This is a genomic window from Paenibacillus sp. FSL R5-0923 (assembly GCF_038009145.1).
GTDB lineage: Bacteria > Bacillota > Bacilli > Paenibacillales > Paenibacillaceae > Paenibacillus_AQ.
The window spans coordinates 5,019,106-5,040,318 of the sequence record NZ_JBBPAT010000001.1 but is presented as its reverse complement, the minus strand read 5'-3'; the positions used below and the strand labels follow the sequence as shown (position 1 = coordinate 5,040,318).

General features: G+C 44.0%; 21 protein-coding genes and 1 tRNA gene. 17 read left to right on the top strand and 5 right to left on the bottom strand.

Annotated features, from left to right (window positions below; genetic code table 11):
• Positions 1–155: 155 nt before the first annotated feature.
• Positions 156–227 (bottom strand) — tRNA-Val (locus tag MKX35_RS22625).
• A 131-nt stretch (positions 228–358) separates the two neighbouring features.
• Complete coding sequence (locus tag MKX35_RS22620) at positions 359–661, bottom strand: hypothetical protein (RefSeq protein ID WP_042187286.1); 303 nt, start codon at positions 659–661, stop codon at positions 359–361.
• A gap of 324 nt (positions 662–985) precedes the next feature.
• Here MKX35_RS22620 and MKX35_RS22615 point away from each other — a divergent pair, with 324 nt between their 5' ends.
• From MKX35_RS22615 to MKX35_RS22600, 4 genes are all read left to right on the top strand, one after another.
• A complete protein-coding gene (locus MKX35_RS22615) occupies positions 986–2,062 on the top strand; it encodes a site-2 protease family protein (RefSeq protein ID WP_076299473.1) in 1,077 nt (358 codons plus the stop codon).
• A gap of 104 nt (positions 2,063–2,166) precedes the next feature.
• A complete protein-coding gene (locus tag MKX35_RS22610) occupies positions 2,167–2,379 on the top strand; it encodes a hypothetical protein (protein WP_076282950.1) in 213 nt (70 codons plus the stop codon).
• Between the two features lie 107 nt (positions 2,380–2,486).
• Positions 2,487–2,930: a GNAT family N-acetyltransferase gene (locus MKX35_RS22605; RefSeq protein WP_042187292.1), complete on the top strand. Its 444-nt coding sequence runs from the start codon at positions 2,487–2,489 to the stop codon at positions 2,928–2,930.
• 85 nt (positions 2,931–3,015) lie between these two features.
• On the top strand, positions 3,016–3,255 hold the full coding sequence (locus MKX35_RS22600) for a DUF3892 domain-containing protein (protein ID WP_042187294.1): 240 nt from the start codon (positions 3,016–3,018) through the stop codon (positions 3,253–3,255).
• Positions 3,256–3,319: 64 nt separating this feature from the next.
• Here the strand turns inward: MKX35_RS22600 and MKX35_RS22595 are convergent, their stop codons facing one another.
• Positions 3,320–4,057 (bottom strand): MBL fold metallo-hydrolase, encoded by a 738-nt coding sequence (locus MKX35_RS22595; RefSeq protein ID WP_076299472.1) that lies wholly within the window; start codon positions 4,055–4,057, stop codon positions 3,320–3,322.
• A 164-nt stretch (positions 4,058–4,221) separates the two neighbouring features.
• Between MKX35_RS22595 and MKX35_RS22590 the strand changes: the two genes are divergently transcribed.
• Together MKX35_RS22590 and MKX35_RS22585 are read left to right on the top strand one after the other, a co-directional pair.
• Positions 4,222–4,776 (top strand): copper amine oxidase, encoded by a 555-nt coding sequence (locus tag MKX35_RS22590; RefSeq protein WP_042187298.1) that lies wholly within the window; start codon positions 4,222–4,224, stop codon positions 4,774–4,776.
• Between the two features lie 80 nt (positions 4,777–4,856).
• Positions 4,857–5,168: a DUF1292 domain-containing protein gene (locus MKX35_RS22585; RefSeq protein WP_042187300.1), complete on the top strand. Its 312-nt coding sequence runs from the start codon at positions 4,857–4,859 to the stop codon at positions 5,166–5,168.
• Positions 5,169–5,298: 130 nt separating this feature from the next.
• Here MKX35_RS22585 and MKX35_RS22580 read toward each other — a convergent pair whose 3' ends face one another.
• A complete protein-coding gene (locus tag MKX35_RS22580; protein WP_042126789.1) occupies positions 5,299–6,774 on the bottom strand; it encodes an aminotransferase class I/II-fold pyridoxal phosphate-dependent enzyme in 1,476 nt (491 codons plus the stop codon).
• 96 nt (positions 6,775–6,870) lie between these two features.
• Between MKX35_RS22580 and MKX35_RS22575 the strand changes: the two genes are divergently transcribed.
• From MKX35_RS22575 to MKX35_RS22560, 4 genes are all read left to right on the top strand, one after another.
• Positions 6,871–8,160: an MFS transporter gene (locus MKX35_RS22575; protein WP_076299471.1), complete on the top strand. Its 1,290-nt coding sequence runs from the start codon at positions 6,871–6,873 to the stop codon at positions 8,158–8,160.
• A gap of 287 nt (positions 8,161–8,447) precedes the next feature.
• Complete coding sequence (locus MKX35_RS22570; RefSeq protein WP_076299470.1) at positions 8,448–9,044, top strand: hypothetical protein; 597 nt, start codon at positions 8,448–8,450, stop codon at positions 9,042–9,044.
• A 266-nt stretch (positions 9,045–9,310) separates the two neighbouring features.
• Positions 9,311–10,726 carry an NADP-dependent phosphogluconate dehydrogenase gene (gene gndA / locus MKX35_RS22565; RefSeq protein WP_042187305.1) on the top strand — a complete coding sequence of 472 codons (1,416 nt, stop codon included), beginning with the start codon at positions 9,311–9,313 and terminating at the stop codon, positions 10,724–10,726.
• Positions 10,727–10,997: 271 nt separating this feature from the next.
• Positions 10,998–11,546, top strand: coding sequence for a shikimate kinase (locus tag MKX35_RS22560; protein WP_076282947.1), 549 nt, complete (start codon positions 10,998–11,000; stop codon positions 11,544–11,546).
• A gap of 4 nt (positions 11,547–11,550) precedes the next feature.
• Here MKX35_RS22560 and MKX35_RS22555 read toward each other — a convergent pair whose 3' ends face one another.
• Positions 11,551–11,856, bottom strand: coding sequence for a rhodanese-like domain-containing protein (locus MKX35_RS22555; protein ID WP_042187309.1), 306 nt, complete (start codon positions 11,854–11,856; stop codon positions 11,551–11,553).
• Positions 11,857–11,965: 109 nt separating this feature from the next.
• Here MKX35_RS22555 and aroA point away from each other — a divergent pair, with 109 nt between their 5' ends.
• From aroA to MKX35_RS22520, 7 genes are all read left to right on the top strand, one after another.
• On the top strand, positions 11,966–13,258 hold the full coding sequence (aroA, locus tag MKX35_RS22550; RefSeq protein WP_042187311.1) for a 3-phosphoshikimate 1-carboxyvinyltransferase: 1,293 nt from the start codon (positions 11,966–11,968) through the stop codon (positions 13,256–13,258).
• A 75-nt stretch (positions 13,259–13,333) separates the two neighbouring features.
• A complete protein-coding gene (locus MKX35_RS22545; RefSeq protein ID WP_076299469.1) occupies positions 13,334–13,768 on the top strand; it encodes a CoA-binding protein in 435 nt (144 codons plus the stop codon).
• A gap of 471 nt (positions 13,769–14,239) precedes the next feature.
• Entirely contained in the window at positions 14,240–14,908 is a 669-nt protein-coding gene (locus tag MKX35_RS22540) for a hypothetical protein (RefSeq protein WP_076299468.1), read from the top strand.
• 477 nt (positions 14,909–15,385) lie between these two features.
• Positions 15,386–17,272, top strand: coding sequence for a glucose PTS transporter subunit IIA (locus MKX35_RS22535; RefSeq protein WP_076282943.1), 1,887 nt, complete (start codon positions 15,386–15,388; stop codon positions 17,270–17,272).
• Positions 17,269–19,038 (top strand): phosphoenolpyruvate--protein phosphotransferase, encoded by a 1,770-nt coding sequence (ptsP, locus tag MKX35_RS22530; RefSeq protein WP_042187321.1) that lies wholly within the window; start codon positions 17,269–17,271, stop codon positions 19,036–19,038. Before MKX35_RS22535 ends, ptsP begins: the two co-directional genes overlap by 4 nt.
• 180 nt (positions 19,039–19,218) lie before the next feature.
• Positions 19,219–19,749, top strand: a complete 531-nt coding sequence (locus MKX35_RS22525) for a sigma-70 family RNA polymerase sigma factor (protein ID WP_076299467.1) — start codon at positions 19,219–19,221, stop codon at positions 19,747–19,749.
• Positions 19,742–21,169 (top strand): DUF4179 domain-containing protein, encoded by a 1,428-nt coding sequence (locus MKX35_RS22520; protein ID WP_076299466.1) that lies wholly within the window; start codon positions 19,742–19,744, stop codon positions 21,167–21,169. The genes MKX35_RS22525 and MKX35_RS22520 overlap by 8 nt, the downstream gene beginning before the upstream one ends.
• Positions 21,170–21,213 lie beyond the last annotated feature (44 nt).

Sequence of the window (21,213 nt, the reverse complement as noted above, 5' to 3'; positions counted from 1 at the left end):
TGGAGGGTAGAAGCGATGATATTTTCCCAGAGGATCACATGAACTGATACGAAAAGTAATCGCGATTCGTATCAAATTCGTCTCACAGGGGTTTTTAATAGAATGATAAGTGAATAGAAAACAAAAAAAGCCTTGAAATTCAAGGCTTTTCGATATAGGACGGATGGGGTTCGAACCCATGACCCCTACCCTGTCAAGATAGTGCTCTCCCGCTGAGCTACCGTCCTGCGACGAATTTCATAATACCATACGATAGAGTAGGATGGCAATTCTTTTTTTACAATCTATAGGGATGATAGTTTACATAGTCTTTAAAATAATAAGAAAAGGGGATGCCGCTCCATCCCCATGAGCTACGTCAGATAAAGAACGGAAGTAGAAATATATCGCTTATACCGAAAAAAGGAATGCGTCGTGGAAAGAAGCGACGTCTTGGGAAAAAGCCAGGCCGGAAACCAAATTGTCTATACGCCGATTCGTGTGTAGGCATTCCGTTTAAACGTTCTACCATTTCGTTGCTAGGAACCGCAAGAGTAACATAGTTTTGATCTACATGGGCAATAAAGCCATCAAAGGACTGACCGTCAGTCGTTGTAATACCAACGTATTTGTTCATACAATTCCAACTGACCTGTTGATGTAAATTTGCATTTGTATCCATAAATAACCTCCTCAATTGAATAACCCTGATAACAGTCTATGGTTCGTAGCCTATAACGTTCACGGCGTTAGCCTATAGGGTAACCATAAAATTCGGGTTATTTTGTGTGAGGTGGGGGGGATTGAAGCGGAATTACTGTCTTTCCTTGAATAATAGTGAAAATTATCCATTATCTGTTTGTTTGATGTTGAAACGATTCTAAAAGTTGCGTCGTATACTTAGCCGAGTGCTTTTTTATGGAAATACTCCTTAAGCGCTTATGATAAAATGGAGGGTAATGTACAGCAGTTAGATAAAAATTGAAAGAAAAAGGAGCTTGAGATCTTGCCGCAAAATGAGCAGAAAAAGAATTCTTCCACGCCATGGAAATGGTTGGGGGGCGGGGCGGCGATGCTCCTGTTTAAAGGAAAGGCGATTTTGTCTCTTCTGAAAATAGGTAAAATTGCCGGGCCGTTAATATCAATGATGATTTCAATATGGGCTTATGCTTTGATTTACCCGTGGGGGTTTGCCGTGGGCTTTGTCCTGCTCTTGCTAGTCCATGAATTAGGACATGTAATAGCAGCGAAACGGATCGGGCTTCCAGTCAGCGCTCCACTGTTTATACCGTTTTTGGGAGCTTTAATTACAATGAAAAAACAGCCGCTGGATGCCCAGACGGAAGCTTATATTGCTTTTGGAGGTCCGATCTTAGGAACTATTGGGGCTACAGCCGTTTTTGGAGCGGCTTATTACATGGATAGTCCACTTCTCTATTCCTTGGCTTATATAGGTTTTTTACTTAATCTGATCAATCTGCTGCCGATTCACCCGCTTGACGGTGGCCGTATTGCAACCGCGGTGACGCGTTGGCTGTGGCTTGTGGGGCTAGTGGGTGGTTTAGCCATCATCATCTATATGCGTTCGATCTTGTTCTTTATTATTTGGGCGTTATTTGCTTACGATCTGTATAACAAATATGTGAAGAGACGCACTAACAATCGCCTTTATTCTGTAACGAAGAGTTTCTTAATTCCAGTAGAGCCACTTAGAGATGCAGGCTACATGATTCCAGGACCAGAGCATAGAAGAGATTTACCTTTTACTACTTATAGTGATTTGGAAAGACAGCAGTATGTAGGGGTGAGATGGGATCAACTGAACTATATTGGTAGAGCTACGCTTCCGCAACAATGCATCATTGAAAAGGTACGTATCTCGCAGCTAGAGCCTGTGACCTTAGAGAATGGGCTTCATCTTAAGATGAATTGTGATATCAGCTATTCGGTCTACGAGAACGATAAGTATTACGATGTGCCGGTTAGCTCACGCTGGAAATACGGTATCGCTTATTTTGTATTAGCTGGCTTTCTGGCAGGAATGATGTACATGGTCCATGTCGTTGGAAATGTGAATCTATAAGGGTTAGAATCGGGCAATGAAGTGATCCAATGGTTTATAAAACTCATGAACCGTCAAAGCTGTAATGAGAATAACCGCAGTTGAACGGTGAAAGGAGTAAAACCATGCCTAAATTTTTGAAATGGGAAGTCGGCGTTTGTTTGCTGTTACTGATGGTTTTGGGAGGATGTTCCGAGGCGAAGCCAACAAAAGTCATGGAAATCAAAGAAATGACCAACCTAGATGGAAAGCCAAAAGGTCAGTACCCTCCATTGTCACCAGTGATGCAAGACACATACAATCGTTCGATTCCTGAAGAAGTATATTCTGCAGATTAGAGCAGCGTAGAAGACGATTTCTCATGCTCAGGCTTTTCTTTCTAGTCGAATTTTTATATAATAGACAACTATCGTTGGATACATAGAGAGAGGAGTTTGGGACTAACATGGCGGCAGAAATCTTACGGGTAACTACAGAGGAACAGCTTCAAATGGGGCTGGATATTCGTACCAAAGTATTTGTAGAGGAACAAATGGTACCGGCTGAGGAAGAAATTGATGAATACGATGTTATCGGTCCGAATGCGCACCATATTCTAATTATAGATGAAGGTGTACCTGTGGCTACGGGAAGATTGATTTATTACAAAGCAGGTACAGCCAAAATGCAGCGTATCGCCGTACTGAAAGATTATCGAGTCAAAGGATACGGACGTGTTCTGTTGCTAGCTATGGAAGAGCTTGCTCGGGAGCTTGGACTGGAAGCTTCGATTCTTGATGCACAGTGCCAAGCTGAGAATTTCTACAAGAAGCTAGGATATGAAGTGATTTCTACGGAACCTTTTTATGACGCAGGTATTCTACATGTACGGATGCAGAAAACTCTTTAAAAATAGTGCACATAATTTACCGTTCCATGAAGCAAGCTAGGATGTGCCATATGATGGCAAATCCAAGCGCAAGGGGCGAGCTGAAGTGCCAAATAACGAACGCGAAAGTTTCGTAGCTGTACAGAAAAATGGAGACGGAGATTTAACCAGTTTCCAGACCTCTACAGGACGTGTCCTGGCGTATGATCAAGCGCTTCAAGAAGTACAGGCCGGAAATATTGCCGGAGTGAATGCTTTTAAAGGTAAAGACGGAGGAACTTATATTCGCGGCGACGCGGATGGGGATCCAACCAACAATTTGGATAATCTTCCGAGTTTCTCATAGTTCTAAAGGCAAAGACCGTACATACGTCATCGGACGTCAATGTACGGTCTTTTTTTAATCATAATCAGAGTTTATAAATTACATGCTGATCAATAAACTCCATCTCTCCAGTAAGCCCGACGAATTGAGGTTGTTCATCGCTATAATGCATGAGCTTGATGATACGTCGAACATCTTCAGGTAATGACATTAACTCCTCCAGTGTGGTGTGAACAACACCTGATCCACCAAGCTGACAGTCATGCAGAATCATACGGATGCCGTGCTCACGGACAAGGCGTATAAGTAGATCCGGCTGAAAAGTCATGTCCGCGCTGTAGAAAATCTCATTATTTATTAGAAGGGAATAGCTATCTTTGCCAGGAATATGCGGCGTATGTATGATCTCGAGCGTAAGAGAAGGAGCGAGCTTGTACGTAATTCCGGGTTTCATAGGTTTAACCTCGAAGATATCGGTCAGGGAGGCTACTGCATCTTTTTGATATAATCCACCCTTTAAGGTGTTGTTCCAAAGTGGCTCAACAAGCGTCTCAGGTAAATGTAATCTCATAGTTTTCCCGTATACGTGCTTTAGTGTAAGTGCTAGCTCTTCCAGACCTCCAACATGGTCCGCATGAATATGCGTAATTAGAGTAGCGTTTACGTCACGGAAGGATTTCCCGATGGTATGCATGGCAAGTGGAGCTGTAATCCCGCAATCAATCAGTAGGGTATAATCATCAGCTAGTAGCAAGCCATTATTGTTAAAATAGTTTTTTGCAAAAGCATTGCCAGTTCCTAGCATTTGTAGGCTCAGACTCATAAGAAAGTACCCTCCTGAAATCGCTGTTAGCTAATATATCAACTTTGAACAAGTACATAATATCATTTTTCGGAAGATGAATGAAATATTTACCTACAATTAGCGCAACTTGCTGAGACAAAGTAAGTATACATTAATAGCATGAATTATTTGGAGGGTTTCAAATGAATAGATGGAAAAAAGTCACTTTATGTGTGTTTGCTTTTTCCTTGATGGGTGGCTCCTTATTGTTCGCCGATTCTGTGAGTAAGAAAATCAGGGTATGGAACAACGGGACGGAAATTGTAGACGGCGGTTATTTGATTGATGGAAAAACATATATTCCCGCTAGAGAAGCGGGCGGGGTAGTGAATTGGGATGGATCTGGTAAAGTGACGATTCTTAAGCCTAATGTTCATATTGTTCTTTTTAAGGATAATACGGTCTTTGGTAACGTAAACGTAGGCAAGCTTAAGATTAAAATATTAACCCAGGTAGATAGCTTAACAGAAGAGGTTTCAGCTGTAAAAGTAGCCATAACGGACCCCTCTGGTAATGTTAAGGATATTCAGTCGCAGGAGCTTGAAGGCTCGCAGAAGGATAATTTCTGGTTTCCGACCTCGGAGTTTACTTATGATTTTAAAGAAACCGGCAAATATCGGGTAGGCTTCTATATGAAAGCTTCCAAAAATGCGGATTACGTTCTTGTGTCAGAAAAGGTAATTACAGCTCTTAATTAAGGGTTCTAAATTGACCTGAACTAATCTAACGTGGTAGTATACCAGATGTAGGATAATACAATTCAAAGTGAGGTATTACAATGAGCGATCACAAACATGAGCATGGTGAAGCATGCGGTTGCGGGCATGATCACGACCATGAGCACGAGGAGTTTGTGCTGACCTTGACGAACGAGCAGGGCGAAGATGTTGAAATGGTATTGGTTGAAACTTTCGACATCGGTGAGAAACTATACGCGCTGCTGTTAGAAAAGGAAAATCCTGAAGCGGATGGCATTATTCTGCGTATGGAAGAAGAAGACGAAGAAATGGTATTGTACAATATCGAAGATGAAGAAGAATGGAAAGCTGTTGAAGAAGCTTACAACAATCTGCTTGCTCAGCAAGAATAGATTTTAGCGACTAAATTAAGCTGTTCTATTGTGTATATGACAGTTGATGTTTATATACAGAAACCCGATACTTATTATGGTATCGGGTTTTTGTATAAATGAATGAAGTTTTTTAGGAAAATAATGGATCTTAGGAAATAGGATCGGCTTCTACAATCACTTTTATGTTCGTGATGCTGCGATCTTCAGGACCTTTAACCGGAAGTCCGATCTCCACATGGTCAATAATATAATCGATGTTATCCTGAGTGATAACCTCGCCAGGGAGAAGAATAGGAATTCCAGGCGGATATACATATATAAACTCTGCAATAATGTAGCCAGCAGATTCACGGAATGGAACTAACTGCGTATCCGCATAAAAAGCGTCCCTTGGAATCAGAGCAAGCTGTGGAATTTCTGGAACCTGAACCTTAAGTTCGTAGATTTCACCCTTGCTGTAATGAATGGCGGACAACACCCGAAGTGCAGCTAATAATTTATCTACTGATTCTTGGGTATCACCTGGGGTAATAAGGCAAAGAATATTATACATGTCACTTAGTTCTACTTCGATGTTGTACTTCTCGCGCAGCCAGTTTTCGGTTTCGTATCCTGTGATCCCTAAATGGCGCACATGAATGTTCAGCTTAGTTGGGTCATGATCAAATGTAGCTTCTGTCCCAAGGATCTCTTTTCCAAAGCTGTACAGGCCTTCGATCGTATTGATCGTTTCGCGTGCGTAGTTGGACAGTCTGATGGTTCTTTCCGCCATTTCATGACCGTTCAGCGCGAGATTACGTCTTGATGTATCCAAAGACGCTAATAAAATATATGAGGTAGATGTTGTAGTCAGCATGCTCATAATGGTCTGTACCCGTTGCGGGTTAATCAGACCCGTCTTAGCATTAAGATTCAGTACCGAGCTTTGCGTCATGGAGCCGCCAAGTTTATGCACACTAGTGGCAGCTATGTCCGCTCCGGCCTGCATGGCCGATACCGGCAGATCCTCATGAAAATGAATCAGTACTCCATGTGCCTCGTCCACCAATACGGGTACACCGTAACGGTGAGCCAGGTCGACAATCGAACGCAGGTCGGCGCATACACCGAAGTACGTGGGATTGATTACTAGAACTCCTTTGGCGTCTGGATGACGCCTTAACGCTCGTTCCAGCGAACTGGTCGTTATGCCGTGATCTATCCCGAGATTCTCATCCTGAACAGGCGAGACAAACACAGGCTTGGCTCCGGAGAAGATAATGGCCGACATCACAGATTTATGAATGTTGCGCGGCACAATTATTTTATCACCCGGTGAGCAGACAGAGAGGATCATCGTCATGATGGCATTGCTCGTGCCCTGTACGCTAAAATACGTATAGTCGGCGCCGAAAGCCTTCGCAGCCAGCTTCTGAGCTTCCTGGATTACTCCAGTTGGCTGATGTAAATCATCAAGCGGTGCGATGTTGATTAGATCGATGGATAGAGCGTTATCGCCGATAAACTCACGGAATTCGGCATCGGTTCCTAGCCCCTTCTTATGCCCCGGGATATGAAATTGAACGGGATTGCCGGCGGCATGCTTTTTTAAAGCTGTGAAGAGGGGAGTACGGTGTTGATTCATTTAATGCTGTCACAACCTTTCGCGAATATTAAAATTTAAGGCAAGCATCAGTATAACAAAACAATCTACAGAATACTAGGATTTGGATGTGATAGAATGTCCACGAAAGCTGCGCAACGTACACATATCAGTTTGACGTCGCCATTTATCATGGAGATGTGGGTAATTATTTTTTTAGTTGAGTTTGTTAAAGGGTCGCTACTTGTCGCTTTGTTACCCGTATATATGGAGAATATTTTGGGTCTATCTGTTACGGTAGTAGGCTTTGCCTTTGCACTCCAGTATTTGGGGGATAATCTATTCCGCAGTCCTTCTGGCTGGGTTATGGAGCGCATAGGATTTCGCTGGACCATGACAAGTGCCTTGTTGTTGATCCTAGTAGCTGTTGGAATGATAATATATGCCAAAACAGCAGTTACGCTCTCGATTGCCTGTCTTATTCTTGGGATCGGGACATCCCCGCTTTGGCCTTGTGTGATGACCGGAATAACGGAATTGGCGGGATCTACTAAAAGCGGCAGCAGTGGTGCAGCTATGGGTGCTGTAGAGATGGCATCGCTCGCAGGAACGGGAATCGGTCCGATTGTAGTGAATTTTTTGATGGATCAGGGTGGACAAAGCTATCGTGTAGCCTTTTTGGTCCTGCTAGGGTGTGCTGCTGTAGTAGTTGTAGTTGCCCTATTTCTACCTAAAAGAATCTCGTCAAGTGGCACTCATGCAGTTGTTAGGGACATGGAGGGGCTTGGTGGAGTCGTTGAACGTAAAAAAATTAGTCCGTTAGAAAGTATAAAAAGAACACTACATCAGGTCAGAACGACGCTTAAAGTCAGTCGCCTACTATATCCGGCCTTATTTCTTCAGGCTTTTGCCATTGGCTTGATGACGCCTGTAGTTACCTTGTTTGCACGTACGGAGCTTCATGTTAGTCCAAATCAGTTTAGCCTACTTCTGATTGCCGGTGGTGGGATTACGGTGCTCGCTCTAATTCCAGCAGGCAAGCTGGTAGACCGAATAGGAACAACTGTGTTTCTGAACATTGGCTTTTTGCTCGCCGCCTTTTCCCTTGCCCTGTTCTCACAGGTACGCTGGCTCCCGCTTGCTTTTATCGCGGTGGCATTGGTCGGTATAAGCTACGCGCTTATTCTCCCGGCATGGAATGCCTTTCTGGCTAAGCAAGTGCCTAAAGGGGAACGAGGGACTGTATGGGGGCTTTTCTTGACCTTGCAAGGCTCAGGGATGGTGGCAGGACCCGTGATATCAGGGAGACTATGGGACCATGTAGGTCACGGTGTTCCGTTTCTGATGAGTGCAATTGTAATGTTGATGCTCTTTGGGCTGCATTTACTAATTGTACACAGAACGAAGTTGAAATTTAAAACTAGTTGACCTTAGATGTGAAAAGCCGCTGACAACCTGAGAATTAGTTGTCAGCGGCTTTTTTTAGGAATTAAAAGGACTAAAAGAAATAAAAATTCAATCAGCGTTTGGAGAAAGTCTGTTGCGGGTAAAAATAGTCAATAAACCAAGTTACCGCTACATAAACTGAAGTATAAAATAAGACTAAGACGAACGCAAAAGTAACTACTACTTGAAGAGGTCCGGCAGCCATAAATAATCAAGAATTCAACAATTGAGTTGGCTTTGCAGATGTGAAGCAGTTAGGGGGGAGTGCCGTGAACAAAAACGACGAGGTGGAGTATTGTAACCTGGAGCTGCGTTTCGACAGACAGCATATCCAGGACCTGATCAAGGATTTGATTCAAAAAGGTTATTCCCTATATTGGAGCGAGAACGAACAGGTCTTTGTAATTTCGGTCCGTACGGGTCGTAAACTGGTGAAATTACGTTTTCAAAGGATCAAAGATGGCTATAAACTCGTGGGTGACTATATGATTCGTGATGCTCGCTTGTCAGAATGGATGGAGAAGTTAATTGGGGACATGCGAGGCCATGCCATTGTAAAGCGCTTCCGGGACCGTCAGATTATTATTGAAAATATTTTGTTCGGCGAAGTGATTCGTCTTGTTGAAATCTCGGGTTATCAGCAGCGAGTCTTATACCAGAAGGGTCCTATGCTCACAGATGAGGAGCTGACCAAGCTCTATTATTCTGTTGAAGGAGAGGAACGAATTCGCCAGCGTAGGATTGAAGTGGATGAGCAGCTGGATCGATTAAATGATGCAATTAAGGCTGAGGATATGATTCGCGCGGAGAAATGCCGAGCTCAGCTTACCTTTTTGACGAAGGAATTGTATATGTTAGAATGGTAAACAAGGTGCCGAAATAAGTTGCTTAGGGGCACCCCGAATTTCGGGGTGTCTTAGATTTGTTTTAGAACTTGCAGACAGGGGTTCACTTCTGGCGCTAAAAACGTTAAAATAGTCATTGTGATCATTTTCATATTGGCAATGGTTTTGTCGATGAATTTGATCTTTATTCGCAGGGCAGGCTTTGCTGTCTCTGATAAAGGGTGGTATTCTTATACTGCGAGAAATGGATTTCCCAAAAATATAGGGTGCAAAGGGTGGAGGACCAGATGGCAAAACAACAAATCGGCGTTATTGGCTTGGCGGTAATGGGCAAGAATTTGGCTCTAAATATCGAAAGCAAAGGTTTTTCCGTATCCGTGTTTAACCGCTCACCGGAGAAGACACATGATCTTCTTGCTGAGGCGGAAGGTAAAAACCTCGTAGGCACATTTTCGGTTGAGGAATTTGTAGCTTCGCTGGAAACACCGCGCAAAATTCTGATCATGGTTCAAGCTGGTAAAGCTACTGATGCTACCATCGAGCAACTGTTGCCGCATCTTGATCAAGGCGACATTATTATCGACGGAGGAAATGCTTATTTCCCTGATACGGTTCGTCGCAGTAAATATCTAGAAGAAAAAGGTTTCCGCTTTGTCGGAACTGGGGTTTCTGGCGGTGAAGAAGGAGCTCTTAAAGGGCCTTCCATTATGCCTGGCGGTCAAGAAAGCGCGTATAAGCTAGTTGAACCAATCCTAACTGCAATCTCAGCTAAAGTTAACGGTGAGCCTTGCTGTACATATATCGGACCAGACGGTGCGGGACACTATGTTAAAATGGTGCACAACGGTATCGAATATGGTGATATGCAATTGATCTGTGAAGCTTACCAGCTGCTCAAAGACGTTCTAGGTCTGGATGCAAAAGAACTTCACAACATTTTCAAAGAGTGGAATAGCGGTGAGCTCGACAGCTACCTGATCGAAATTACTACAGATATTTTTGCTCAGTATGATGAAGAAACTGGTAAACCAATGGTTGACGTGATCCTTGATTCCGCTGGCCAAAAGGGAACTGGTAAATGGACAAGCCAAAGCTCATTGGATCTTGGTGTACCTTTATCCATGATTACCGAATCCGTATTCTCACGCTTCCTCTCTGCAATGAAGGATGAGCGCGTAGAAGCAAGCAAAGTGCTTAACGGACCAGAAGCTACACCATTTGATGGTGACAAAGCTGAATTCATCGAGAACGTGCGTAAAGCATTGTTTGCAAGTAAAATCGTATCCTATGCTCAAGGTTTCGCTCAACTTCGCGTAGCTTCCGACGAATACGGTTGGGATCTGAAATATGGCGAGTTGGCTAAAATTTGGCGCGGTGGCTGCATTATCCGTTCCCGTTTCCTACAAAACATCACGGATGCTTACGAGAACAATGCAGATCTTAAGAACCTATTGCTTGATCCTTTCTTCAAGGATGTTATGGACAATTACCAATCCGCATGGCGTAAAGTTATCGCTTCAGCTGTAACGATGGGTGTTCCAGTACCTGGATTCTCCAGCGCATTGGCTTACTATGATAGTTATCGTACAGAAAGACTGCCTGCGAACCTGCTTCAGGCACAACGCGATTACTTCGGCGCACACACGTTCAAACGTGTAGACAAAGAAGGCGTTTTCCACCACAACTGGATGTCTGCAGAATAATCTAGTTTATTACGGTTATAAGCAATGACGCCTTCGGCGTCCCTAAAGGACGGTAAGAAGCGTTTATGCGAGAAATATAAGGTTAATGTATAACATGAAACTTGTACTTTCTTATATTTTAAAAAAGTGGCCCGAATTGCTTCACCAGAAATGGGGAGGCTTTCGGGCCTTTTTTGTTGAAGTTTTGATGTGTATTTACTATGTGAAGCAGATTGTCTAATGTTTTGACCCTGTGTTATGATATGACAAATATCGCGGTTGGAGGATAGACATGGCTGGGGATACAGAAGAATTTAAAAAGTTCAACGAAGAGCAAAGAAATAAGAACATTATTTTAGTAGGGATGATGGCAACGGGGAAGTCAACAGTAGGCGCAATTTTGGCCGAGGAACTGGGTTACGAGCTGGTTGATCTGGATCATGTCATTGTTGAAACTGAAGGCCGAAGTATTGCAGAAATTTTCGCGGAAGATGGAGAGCATTACTTTCGAAGCGTGGAAACAGCAGTACTAAAGCGTATGCTAGAGTCTGAGAATAAATTAATATCTACTGGTGGTGGCGCGGTATTGGCGCCGGGGAATACAGATTTAATGCTGAGTAAAGGGCATGTGGTTGCGCTAACGGCAACAGAAGAAGAGATTATTGCCCGCGTTAGTGGAGATCAGAATCGTCCGCTGCTCGCCGGCAATGCAAAAGAACGGGTTAGACGTATCATGGAAGACCGTCGAGAAGCTTACCTGTTCGCGCATTACACGGTCGATACAACGGGGCTGACAGCGGCAGAAGTGTCGCAATATATTTTAATGCATTACCGCGGCTGAGCTTTTAAGAGAGTGTTTCATTCCATTCAATCATACCGCCGCTTAAATTTGTAGCATGATAGCCAAACTGTTGTAGATATTCGCAGACACGCTGGCTTCGAGCACCGGAACGGCAAATAAAGATCACTTTGGCATCGCTTGGAATATCCTCAGTGCGGTGTGGAATTTCTCCCATGGGGATATGCTGTGCACCGGGAATCATCCCGAAGGCAACCTCTTCGTCTTCACGAACGTCGATGAGTACAAGGTCTTCCCCTGTCTCTAGACACTGCCGCAATTCTTGCGGTGTAATTTGTGGAACATTATGCATGGTTGTGACCTCTTTTCATCAGAAGAATGGTTTAATGATAACACAAGCATGGAATACCCTGTCAAACGAGCACTACATACAACTATATCTACTAAGGAGAGTTTATATTATGGACGTTATTGTTAGGCCAACGCCATCCCTGCAAGGAGAATTTGGGGCCCTCTCTTCCAAAAACTATACCACTCGTTATTTGCTGGTTGCCGCATTGTCAGAAGGCGTAAGTACGATTTATCATCCGGCACATAGTGAAGATAGCGATGCCATCCGTCGTTGTATTGCAGATTTGGGAGCTGTACTCACAGAAGATGATGAGAAGATTGTGATTCAAGGCTTTGGTCGCAAACCTAAGGATGTTAAGGAACTTAATGTGGGGAATGCTGGAGCAGTACTACGTTTTCTAATGGCTGTTGCTGCGCTGAGCCCTGAAGTTACATTCGTAAACACGTATCCTGACTCATTGGGCAAACGTCCACATGACGACTTGATCGTGTCTCTAGAACAGCTTGGTGTGAAGGTAGAGCATAATGAAGGTAAGTTGCCGATCACGATCCGCGGTGGCAAACCTGTTGGGGGTAGAATTACAGTTTCAGGTGCTGTCAGCTCCCAGTTCCTAAGTGCTCTATTATTCTTGACACCATTGCTTGAAGAAGATAGTGAAATTATTGTCCTTGATGATTTGAAATCAAAGGTTGTCGTAGGTCAGACGCTAGAAGTATTGGAGCAGGCTGGAATTGTGGTTCATGCGGCGGATGATTATATGTCCTTTAAAGTGCCAGGTCGTCAAGCCTATGCGGCAAAAACGTATACCGTTCAAGGTGACTATCCTGGCTCTGCGGCTATTCTAGCAGCAGCTGCGGTTACAAAGTCAGATGTTAAGGTACATCGACTTGTGGAACAGAGTAAGCAGGGAGAAAGAGCCATTGTTGATGTGTTGCGTATGATGGAAGTACCGCTTACTCATAAAGAGGGAACAGTTCACGTACAAGGGAACGGCGTTCTAAAAGCTGTTGAATTCGACGGAGATGCTGCAACCGATGCGGTGCTGGCTATGGTAGCTGCTGCCGTATTTGCTGAAGGCACTTCACGATTCTATAACGTTGAGAACCTTCGGTATAAGGAATGTGATCGTATAACTGATTACTTGGCAGAGTTGACTCGTGCAGGAGCCAATGTTGAGGAACGCCGCGATGAAATTATCGTTCACGGCATGCCTGAAGGCGTCGAAGGTGGTGTGACGATTAACGCGCATTACGACCACCGTGTAATTATGGCGCTGTCAGTAGTAGGTTTACGAGCGCGTAAACCACTATTGATCAAGGATGCTCACCATGTCGCTAAGTCGTATCCGCAATACTTTGATCACCTGCGTGCGCTTGGTGCGAATGTGGAGTGGGTACAATAGAAGTAAGGGAGCTAGCGAATTTAGCTTCAGTTAAATAAGGATCATAAAGTGTAACTATGGAAAGGGGCACTGTGTATGAGCTTTGAGAATCCAAGTCGGGAACAGATCGGAGATATCCTTGCTTCTGCAGGTAATATTGCAGTTGTTGGCCTGTCTGACAAAACAGACCGTACCTCCTATATGGTCGCGGGTGCTATGCAAAGTCGGGGATATCGTATCATTCCTGTAAACCCATTGGTTGATGGTGAAATACTGGGAGAAAAGTGCTATCATACGTTAGCGGAAATTCCAGAGCCGGTGGACATTGTTAATGTGTTTCGTCGAAGCGAATACTGCGCAAAGGTCGCACAGGAGGCCGCTGAAATCGGCGCACGTGTGCTCTGGCTCCAGCAGGGTATAATCAGCCAGGAAGCCGCTGAAATCGCCGCTGAGCACGGTATGACGGCGATTATGGACCGTTGTATCAAGGTCGAAGAAGCGATCACGATGCATGGGCGTACTCGGGCATAAGGTTCGGTAATTCAACACTTTATCTGACTATTGAAAAAATGATGATCAGAGCGTGTATCAAGGGATTTCGAACGAACCGACGAGCGGGCAAACGATGAACTGACGAGCTTATGAGCTTACGAGCCGACAAACAAATCAACAACGAGAGAACAATGAACCGACAAACGAACCGACAAACGAACCCACAACGAGAGAACAATAAACCGGCGTGCATACGAGCCGACAGACAAAAGAACAAACTAACAAACCAGCGAACTAAATTTTTTGACGCTGAAGTAGTTGCAAATTTAATGTTGAAGAACAGCCAAGATCAAAAACATCGTTTGATTACGATTCGCTGTACAGACTGTGCAATTTCTAATGCAAATCACTAACTGAGCTTGTTATACTGAAGTTAGGCGAAGAACGTCCTTTATCCGCATGATTTGCGGTGAAGGGCGTTCTTTTATTTTTATAGGGGAGGATACCATAATGGAATTTGAAGAAGCACATGGTATGTTCATTAACAAGCACTTGACTGAAAGATTAGGAGAAAGAAGGGGGAGGCTGGTTAGAGGGCATAATTATGCGGAGAAGCTGTTCTTGCAGAATGTATGGTGGCCATTGTTTGAGAGCCTTGATGATTTGCATCCAGAATACGAAGTGTACGACTGGAACCGTAAATCTCAGTTTCTGGACTTCGCTTTTCTTCCGCAGAGCGGCGGCAGTCTCGGGATTGAGTGCGACGGGTTTCAAAGCCATGTGAAGGACATGGACCGCGAGAGATTTAACTATGCAGTTAATCGGGACACTTTTCTGACCGGAATGGGGTGGAAAATGATTCATTTTTCTGTTGATGATCTTCAGCACCGCCCCGAGGTGTGCCGGATGCTTTTGCAATTGGTGCTGGCACCTCATTTGGCGCGCAAATCTGCAGGCGTGGATATTTTGTCTGAGGAGAAGGAGGTTCTGCGGTTGGCTTGGCGACTGGGCAGGGCGATCCGTCCAAAGGATGTGACCACGCATTTCAGCATTAACTTTCGAACGGCGCGAAGATTGTTGCACTCGTTGAGTGAGAAGGGACTAATAAAGCCTGTAGTAGGTAGAAGAGGGGTTAGACATTATGAGTTGCGACCAATGCACCCTGAACAAAAATGGTGATGAGTGAGTGAATTTAGCGTTAGATTGCACTTTGTACAATAGAATCTTCGTTTCAGTTTAAAAAAATTACCTTCATTGCACTTTGTGCAATCAAAAAGAGCAATAGATCCTTAATAAAGTGATTTAAGGAATTTCTATTGTACAAAGTGCAATCAAAACCATTTTTCATCAAAATTAAGCTTATTCTGTTGCACATAATACATTAGAATACGAGAACCTCCTAGGGGTCTTTAATCCGAAGTTATAAAAGTCACCAAAGAGTCTCCAAAGAGTCTCCTAAGAGCATTTTGAAAAATGAAAGGTCTATATCATATACTAAATTCTTCAGGTCATCCGAGTGAAATCTTGATACGTATCTTGATACGTATATAGGTTAGCGAAAACAGCATATTGCATCGGAATATTTCCTTCAGTTTATTTTGACAAAAACCCCCGCAGCGCTTACCATTCAATATAGAAAGAAAGGAGAGGGTAGCCTTGAATTGGCTCGGATCATTGCAGCAATTGGGCAGAGCCATAATGCTTCCTACCATGGTACTGCCGGCGGCAGCCATTTTGCTTAGTTTGGGCAGCTTACCTTGGTCTGCATGGGGACTTTCTTCGGTATCCGAAGTGGCTACATACGCTGGGCAGGGAATCTTTTATTTTATGCCTTATTTGTTCGCTGTGGGTGTAGCATGGGGATTATCCAATCAAGCTGGAACGGCGGGTCTTGCAGCACTGGCTGGAATGTTCACTTACGACCGGATTGTTACCCATATGGGAGACGGGCTTGTACAACCTGCAACACTTATCGGAATTTTGCTGGGTATAGTTGCCGGTATCGCTCAAAACCGGTTCAAAAATATCAAGCTTCCAGAGGCGATACAGTTTTTTGGAGGTTCGCGTTTTGTTTTGCTGTTCATGGGATTGTTTTCGGCTGGCTTTGCATGGGTGATGTTAGGGATCTCTCCACTGCTGCAAAGAGGACTGGATGATCTTTTTCAAGGGATATTGCAGACAGGCGGCTTTGGCGTTTTTATTTATGGAGTGCTATATAGAGTACTAACAGCCTTCGGTCTTCACCATATTCTCAACAATGTGTTTTGGTTTCAGTTTGGAAACTTTACAACTCCTGATGGTAGTACTGTCGTTCAGGGGGATTTGCCACGTTTTTTTGCAGGCGATCCTACGGCGGGCATTTTTATGGCGGGTTTGTTTCCAATTATGATGTTCGCACTGCCAGCCATTGCTTTTGCTATTATTCAGGAAGCGCGCGAGGACTTGAAGCCTAAGATTAAAAAGACTTTCATGCGAGCGGCTTTGGTCTGTTTTCTGACCGGGGTTTCGGAGCAGATTGAATTCGCGTTTTTGTTTGCTTCTCCGTATTTATTCGCGATACATACTGTAATGTCTGGCCTCGCTATGGTACTGACCTATATGCTGGGAATTCATCACGGGTTCTCTTATTCGGCAGGAGCGATTGACTTCTTTTTGAATTTGCATCTGTCACAGAGGGCTTGGCTTTTGATTCCGATCGGTATTGGTTATGGGATTGTGTATTATAATTTGTTCCGCTGGGCGATTCGCCGTTTTCAGATCCCGACACCAGGGCGTGAAGAAGGTTCTGAACTTGGTGATTGGGCAGGCAATATCCCTTATCAGGCACCATTGATCTTGGAGGCGCTTGGTGGCAAGGAGAATATCGTACAAGTACAATCCTGTATCACTCGTTTGAGGCTAACCGTCCATAATGATCGATTTATAGATACAGGGGCGCTTAAAGGTCTTGGTTCCGCTGGGATTATCAAGCTCGGTGGCGGGAATGTCCAGGTAGTATTTGGTACGTATTCAGAGTTGATCCGCGAGGAGATTAATAAGCTAATGCTTCGTGATTTGCCTCAGGTATTGTTCAGTTCTCCGATGCAGGGTAGAATGATGCCCATTGAGGAAGTGCCGGATCACATCTTTGCAGCGAAGCTGGTGGGTGATGGAGTTGCATTTTTGCCGGAAAAAGGGGAGCTTACTTCGCCTGTATTCGGGAAGGTTATGCACGTCTATCCTACAATGCATGCCGTTGGTATTGCTACGCCGGAAGGGCTGGAGGTGCTTATGCATATAGGGATCGACACTTCGCAGCTTAAAGGACCATTTGAGGCGGTTGTAAAAGAAGGCGACAGTGTGGAACCAGGTCAATTGCTTGTTAAATTCGACCTCGCTTATTTGCGTGAGCATGCAGCTTCACTGGCTACACCAATGGTGATTACGAATCCTGATCGAGTAAAATCATGGAGCTATGCTCCATTTAAAAATGTTAAAAAGGGGCAATCTTCAGTAATGTCCGTAGTCTTACATGAAAGTAACGTTGGAGGGATAGAAGGATGATACAAGGCATAGGCGCAGCAGCAGGTGTAGCTATCGGGAAGGCCTTTGTCTTACCGAACTGGGAGTGGAGCTTACCAGACACACAAGTGAACCCAGTGGATCTAGCTAAGGAGTTTGAGCGTTTATACGAAGGTATCCGTACCTCTAAGGACGAGATTGAATTCATCAAAAAAGAATTCAGAGAAGTAGTCGGTCCGGAGGAATCCAGCATTTTTGATGCTCATCTGGCGATTTTGGATGATCCGGTGTTTATGAGCGAAATCCGGGGGATTATTGAACGCCAATATAAGGCGGCGGAAGTGGCTGTTAAGGAAGCGATTGATCATTTTGTAGCGATGTTTGATCTGCTAGATGATGAATACATGAAGGAGCGGGCGGTTGATATCAAGGATGTCGGTAACCGTCTGTTAAAGCATCTTTTAGGTGCTCCTGAGGTCACGCTGCCATCGGATACACAGCCGTATATTCTCGTAGCGAAGGAGTTGTCTCCTTCCCAGTTAGCTCACTTGAACCCAACTTATGTTCTAGGTATTGTTACTATGATGGGCGGTAAAACCTCACATTCCTCCATTATGGCTCGTGCGCTGGGCATTCCGCTCGTAGCAGGTTTGGAGAATAATTTATCTAACCCAATTCAGACCGGAGACATGCTCGTGATAGACGGAGACACCGGATCAGTGCAAATTCATCCTGATGAGGTAACGATCAATGAATATGTTTCTCTTCGGAATAAGCAGCATAAAAAGAAAGAACAACTGGAACTGCTTGCTACAGTCGATGCCGTCACTAAAGATGGCGTTAACCTGCGATTGGCCGGTAATATCAGCTCCGTCAAAGAACTGAATTTAGCGCTCAAGTATGGAGCCGAGGGTGTAGGTCTATTCCGTACAGAGTTTCTTTATATGGATCGCAGTTCTTTTCCGACGGAGGATGAACAATTCGAAGTGTATAAACAGGTTGTCGAGAAGGTAGGCAGCAATATGGTTGTGATCCGTTCGCTGGATATAGGCGGGGACAAGCATCTGGATTACTTCCAGCTGCCAGAAGAGCAGAATCCGTTCCTTGGCTATCGTGCCATTCGAATCAGCTTAAATCGACAAGATATGTTCAAAACTCAGCTAACCGCCATTTTGCGGGCGAGTGCGTATGGGAATGTAAAGCTAATGTTCCCTATGATATCTTCCGTAGAAGAAGTACAAGCAGCAAAAGCTGTACTGGAAGAAGTGAAGGCTGAACTGGAGCTACGGGGCATACCGTTTAATCGGAATATTCCAGTCGGTATTATGATTGAAGTTCCAGCTGCGGTTATGATTGCGGATTTACTGGCGGAGGAAGTTGATTTTTTCAGTATCGGTACGAACGATTTGGTGCAATATGTACTAGCCGTAGACCGAATGAATGAACAAATTGCGCATATGTATCATCCATATCATCCAGCGGTTCTGCGAATGATCCGTATGACTGTAGAAGCAGCGCGTAATGCAAAAATAGATATTAGTGTATGTGGTGAAATGGCGGCAGATGAGCGTTCTTTGCCACTTTGGCTGGAGTTAGGGATTAGTGATCTTAGCATGTCGCCACAGGCACTGCTGAAGGTTAAACACCGTACCCTGAATACACTGGCTATAGACGCTACAAGGGTTGCCAAAGCTTGCTTCCATCATCGTACAAGCTCGGAGACAGAAGAAATCCTAAGTGCTTATGCTCAGAAAAGCGGTATTACGCTTGGAACGAGCGTGGAAACAAAGGAGAAAGCTTCTTCATAGTTATCAAGCGCTACATCATCAAGTCCACATCAAGGTTCGGCATTCTTGCCGAGCCTTTTTCTTTTGTACTAGATTGTTATAAAAAAACAAAACCGTTTGCGCTTCGCCGCAGTCTATACATAGAGCGTGTTGTACAGGAATGATTTATGCGTGAAGGCAAGGGGGGAGGACAAAACAAGGATGGAACACATTATTAAAGACGAAATGGAAATAGTTGCTACGGAAGAAGATACATTCTACGAGCTGGTAGCTGAACAGAAAAGAAAGCTTTACAGCATTGCTTACAGCTATTTGCGAAACGAGGCGGATTCGTTAGAAGTTCTGCAGGAGGCAACCTGTCGTGCATGGATTAAACGTAAAAGCTTAAAGGACTCCGAAAGGTTTGTTCCTTGGTTAACACGCATTCTGATCAATTGTTGTAATGATGAGTTGAAGCGCAGAAAGAGGAATGCTGTCACAGAAGCTACTCGAAGTGATATAGGGATTATGGAGATGAAAAGCGACCGCAGATTGGACATGGAACAAGCGCTGGATGGGGTTAAGCCGAAGTATCGCCAGGTGCTTGTACTCAAATATTACAAGGATATGACCCTTGCAGAAATTGCAGAGGTGCTCGATAAACCGGAGGGTACGGTAAAGACATGGCTCAACAAAGGTCTGAAACAACTGCGTGACCGAATGAAACGGAAGGGGGATCTATTTTATGGCTGAGTCTGAAGAAAAGCTACTTAACGAATATTTTCAGAGAATTGGTGTCGAGGCTGAGGAGATCCCGGATGTTAAGCTGGATGCCGCGATTCGCAAGGGGATGCAGCTAGGTAACCAAAAAGGGTTATCTTTTAGAAAAAGATACGCTGTTATTACGTTGGCGGTCTTAGCTATCGCCTTATTGATTATTGTCCCATGGGTAAATCAGATGGCCAATCCTGTACGTGCGCAGTTACCACCAAAAAGCTGGGGTCAGCTTGAAGTGTTTAGACCCATTATTGCTGATAATCTGACGATTAAATCAGCACTTGATGCAGGTATGCTGAAGGAGGTAAATGTCTCTTCTCCAGAGATTGATGGGATACAATGGACAGTTAACGGAATTATGGCAGATCGAAGAGGCATTGTTGTGCTCTATACCATCCAGAACAATACGGATCAGAAGTTGCAAATGATAGGCCTGTCATTGAAAAAAAATCAAAAGAATAATTACGACCTCACCGGATATAGCGGGTTTAGCAATTCTAATGCACAAGAGGCAGGTTCACCTGGGACGACCCGCATGTTAGAACAAATCGTCTGGGATAAATATCGAGAGGATCTGACAGATGAGTTGAATATTACATTATCTCTATATCCAGAATCCAAGGACCCTTCTAGGTCGAGCATGGATATTAAAAAGCTAAGTGTTAAAATTCCGCTGGAAGACGATAACAACTATTTTAAGGGAGAAGTTGTTGATCTGAAGGATAGTCTGTCTATTGGTGGACAGAAAATAAAAATGGATAATGTCTATATTGGACCTACGGGTATTTACATGCGGGAAACCTTTGACAAAGAGAATACAATGAGGATTTTTAATATGCTTTCACCTAAGCTGGTTATCGGGAAAGGGGAGCATCAAGAGGAGTTAATGCGGGTAAGTGGTGGTTCTTCAGTAGTAGGGGGCTTGAAAACTTATATCTTCCACAATGACAATATGAGACTTGCTGAACCAATCAAACTAGAAGTTGAAGGAATCTCTGCTCTAGATCAATCAAAGGCCGAGCTTGTGATTAACACGGAAACACAGCAGATTCTAAAAGCACCGGATAACAATCTAACGATTTCAAAGCGGATGGAGAACGAAGAGCAGGGAATTCTGTTATTGGATTACTTTATTCCTAAAGATGATATGGAGGCGCTTGCTGATAGCGGTTTTGCATTGGACGATAATTTTGTGGATAGTACTGGAAGTGGGCATTGGTTGGGACGGGTCAAAGATGGCTACTCACGATATAAAGAATTTAATGAAGATAGTAGGGGAACTACAGTAACCTTTTTCTTTAACATAGGGGAGGAAAAGCTACCACAACCCTTGACTTTCAAATTTAATTCTTATCCAAACAAAATCAAGGAGAAAGCGTCCATTCGAATTAAGTAAGTAGCTCGAAAGTCGAGTGAAGCAAATCAAAAGCCCTGTTCCTC

Coding starts and splice junctions, on each gene's coding strand:
- MKX35_RS22605 (WP_042187292.1), top strand. CDS start 2,487: ATGGCGGCAGAAATCTTACGGGTAACTACAGAGGAACAGCTTCAAATG.
- ptsP (WP_042187321.1), top strand. CDS start 17,269: ATGATACAAGGCATAGGCGCAGCAGCAGGTGTAGCTATCGGGAAGGCC.
- MKX35_RS22560 (WP_076282947.1), top strand. CDS start 10,998: ATGGCTGGGGATACAGAAGAATTTAAAAAGTTCAACGAAGAGCAAAGA.
- gndA (WP_042187305.1), top strand. CDS start 9,311: ATGGCAAAACAACAAATCGGCGTTATTGGCTTGGCGGTAATGGGCAAG.
- MKX35_RS22525 (WP_076299467.1), top strand. CDS start 19,219: ATGGAACACATTATTAAAGACGAAATGGAAATAGTTGCTACGGAAGAA.
- MKX35_RS22610 (WP_076282950.1), top strand. CDS start 2,167: ATGCCTAAATTTTTGAAATGGGAAGTCGGCGTTTGTTTGCTGTTACTG.
- MKX35_RS22555 (WP_042187309.1), bottom strand. CDS start 11,856: ATGCATAATGTTCCACAAATTACACCGCAAGAATTGCGGCAGTGTCTA.
- MKX35_RS22595 (WP_076299472.1), bottom strand. CDS start 4,057: ATGAGTCTGAGCCTACAAATGCTAGGAACTGGCAATGCTTTTGCAAAA.
- MKX35_RS22585 (WP_042187300.1), top strand. CDS start 4,857: ATGAGCGATCACAAACATGAGCATGGTGAAGCATGCGGTTGCGGGCAT.
- MKX35_RS22580 (WP_042126789.1), bottom strand. CDS start 6,774: ATGAATCAACACCGTACTCCCCTCTTCACAGCTTTAAAAAAGCATGCC.
- MKX35_RS22575 (WP_076299471.1), top strand. CDS start 6,871: ATGTCCACGAAAGCTGCGCAACGTACACATATCAGTTTGACGTCGCCA.
- MKX35_RS22540 (WP_076299468.1), top strand. CDS start 14,240: ATGGAATTTGAAGAAGCACATGGTATGTTCATTAACAAGCACTTGACT.
- MKX35_RS22545 (WP_076299469.1), top strand. CDS start 13,334: ATGAGCTTTGAGAATCCAAGTCGGGAACAGATCGGAGATATCCTTGCT.
- MKX35_RS22620 (WP_042187286.1), bottom strand. CDS start 661: ATGGATACAAATGCAAATTTACATCAACAGGTCAGTTGGAATTGTATG.
- MKX35_RS22520 (WP_076299466.1), top strand. CDS start 19,742: ATGGCTGAGTCTGAAGAAAAGCTACTTAACGAATATTTTCAGAGAATT.
- MKX35_RS22590 (WP_042187298.1), top strand. CDS start 4,222: ATGAATAGATGGAAAAAAGTCACTTTATGTGTGTTTGCTTTTTCCTTG.
- aroA (WP_042187311.1), top strand. CDS start 11,966: ATGGACGTTATTGTTAGGCCAACGCCATCCCTGCAAGGAGAATTTGGG.